This window comes from Dermacoccus sp. UBA1591 (assembly GCF_002322065.1).
GTDB classification, from domain to species: Bacteria; Actinomycetota; Actinomycetes; order Actinomycetales; family Dermatophilaceae; genus Dermacoccus; species Dermacoccus nishinomiyaensis.
This window is the reverse complement of sequence record NZ_DCNR01000099.1, coordinates 2,385-4,456: the sequence shown is the minus strand read 5'-3', so window position 1 is coordinate 4,456 and position 2,072 is coordinate 2,385. Positions and strand designations below refer to the sequence as shown.

Below are 2,072 nucleotides of genomic sequence, written 5' to 3'. Positions count from 1 at the left end.
GTGAAGTACACCTTCGGGCGCTGGGCCGCGGGCATCGCGTCGACGCGGCGCCGCACCTTCTCGAGGAGGATCTGCGACGCCTTGCCGGGGTCGCGTGGCGCGGTGAGCAGGCCGAACGCCGACGGCAGGTTCGAGTACGCCATTCCGACCGCAGCGGTGTCGCCGCCGAGCAGGTACTCGAAGGACGCGGCGCCCCACAGGTTGACGTAGCCGGTGCTCGTCGGCGTGATGACGAGCATCGCCTTGCGCTTCCAGGCGTCGGTGCGGTCGAGCTCGGCTACCGCGAGGTCGGCGCTCTTGTCCAACGACTCATTCGCGCCGACGAACACCCGCACCGGCTCCTTGGCTGGCTTCTTCGTCACGTCGGCGATCTGCTTCGCGTCCGGCCCCGCGGCGACGAACTTCGCGCCGTCCTGGCCGAGGCTGTTCCACGTCAGTGGCGAGCCGGGGCCACCACTGCGCAACGACGACGTCGGTGCGTGCTCACCGCGCGGCATCTGCTGGTTGACGCGGTCTGCGTTGCCCCCGACGACGGCGAGGACGGCGGGTTCGACGACGACGTCGATCGCCACGACGACCGTCGCGACCGTGATGACCGATGCGACGAGACGGGCCGCTGCCTCCCGCACGATGCGTGAGGAGACCTTCGTGAGGAAGAAGCGGGTGAGCCCGGCGAGGCCGCGCCAGACGAGGATGAACAGGACGAACACGACGACCGCGACGAGCGTTGAACCGGTCGGATACCACCACCCCGGCCCGTCGACGTCGACCTGGCGGCTGACCTCCCGCTGCCAGTCGATCGTCGCCTGCGGGAAGCTGATGACGATCAGGGCCGCGAACGCGATGCCGATGCGGCCGAGCAGCACGCGTCGACGCGGGTTCATCGTGACATGCAGGCCCAACCAGCGCGCCGTCGCGTGGACGAGGCGCCCCAGCGCGAGGCCGAGAACGTACCCGCACACCCCGCTCAGCGCCGCGACGAGGCCCTGCATCCACCAGGGGCGCGGCAGCAGTGACGGCGTGTTCGCGATGATGTAGAACAGCGCGGCGAACACGAGACCCGTGTGCGAGAAGCGTGCGAGGAGCAACCTGACGCGCGGCGGCGCGGGGGCTGCGGTGGCCGGCATGAGGCTCCTCGGATCGGGGTCTGCCCCATGGTCTCAGAGCGGGCACGACGCATGCGCCCCGGTCGCGTCGTCACTGTGCGGGGCTCGCGGCCACGCAGGTTCGACGCGCCGGGGCGCGTGCGTCGTGTTCAGGTGAGGCGTGCGTCGTGTCATGCCTGCCGACGCTCGCGGCAAACCACCGCGCTCAGCGGCGGCCGCCGTCAGCCTTTGTCGGCGTCGGCGTGCTGGCCTTCGTCGGTGCTGCCCTCGTCGCTGCGCCCGCCGCTCGCGACATCATTGTTCTCGCCGCCGTCGCCGCCGGTCTGGGCGCCGGGGCCGCCGTCCTGCTGGTCGACCTCGGGGGTGTAGTTCTCGCTGCTCGTGTCACTCATGGCACGAACCTACTCCCGTGACGGCGCCGCGCGCCACCGTCCGCCGGGGTGCAGACGCCATCGGAGCCGACGCGTCCTCGACGCGTCAGGTCGCGGGCCCAGTCACGCGCCGGGCCGCGCCGCGTCAGTGGCGCGTGACGAGGACGGGGCAGTCGGCGTGCGTGACGCAGTAGCCGCTGACGGAGCCGAGCAGCATGCCCGTCAGCTCGCCGTGGCCGCGGCTGCCGAGCACGAGCAGCGCCGCCTCCTTGGAGCGCTTGACGAGCACATTGCGCGTGTCGCCCTCGATGACGTGCGGTCGCACCTCGATGCTCGGGTGGTCGGCCTGCACCTTCGCGACGATCTCGTCGAGCATCTGCGTGCTCTCCTGCGCCGGGTCGAAGTTGGCTTCGAACGCCACGGCGTAGCCGTAGTTGGTGGGCCACTGCCACGTCGTGAGGGCCTCGAGCGGCTGCTTCGTCAGCTCGGCGTGCTGCGCGGCCCATTCGAGGGCGCTCAGCGACGACGGCGATCCGTCGACTCCGACGACGATGGGCTTGGTCGTGTTGTCAGCCATCCGAGGCACCTCTCGTGA

Annotated in this window: 3 protein-coding genes; all 3 read right to left on the bottom strand. The window is 70.8% G+C overall.

Annotated features, from left to right (window positions below):
• Window positions 1-1,127: alpha/beta-hydrolase N-terminal domain-containing protein (locus tag B2284_RS11170; RefSeq protein WP_286697524.1), on the bottom strand; the 1,127-nt coding region annotated here is incomplete at its 3' end.
• A 200-nt stretch (window positions 1,128-1,327) separates the two neighbouring features.
• Window positions 1,328-1,498 (bottom strand): hypothetical protein, encoded by a 171-nt coding sequence (locus B2284_RS11165; RefSeq protein ID WP_170957306.1) that lies wholly within the window; start codon window positions 1,496-1,498, stop codon window positions 1,328-1,330.
• A gap of 124 nt (window positions 1,499-1,622) precedes the next feature.
• Window positions 1,623-2,054, bottom strand: a complete 432-nt coding sequence (locus B2284_RS11160; protein ID WP_286697523.1) for a universal stress protein — start codon at window positions 2,052-2,054, stop codon at window positions 1,623-1,625.
• Window positions 2,055-2,072: the final 18 nt, after the last annotated feature.

What these genes read in the sequence shown, in the direction of transcription:
- B2284_RS11165 (WP_170957306.1), bottom strand. Translation starts at nt 1,498, where the DNA reads ATGAGTGACACGAGCAGCGAGAACTACACCCCCGAGGTCGACCAGCAG.
- B2284_RS11160 (WP_286697523.1), bottom strand. Translation starts at nt 2,054, where the DNA reads ATGGCTGACAACACGACCAAGCCCATCGTCGTCGGAGTCGACGGATCG.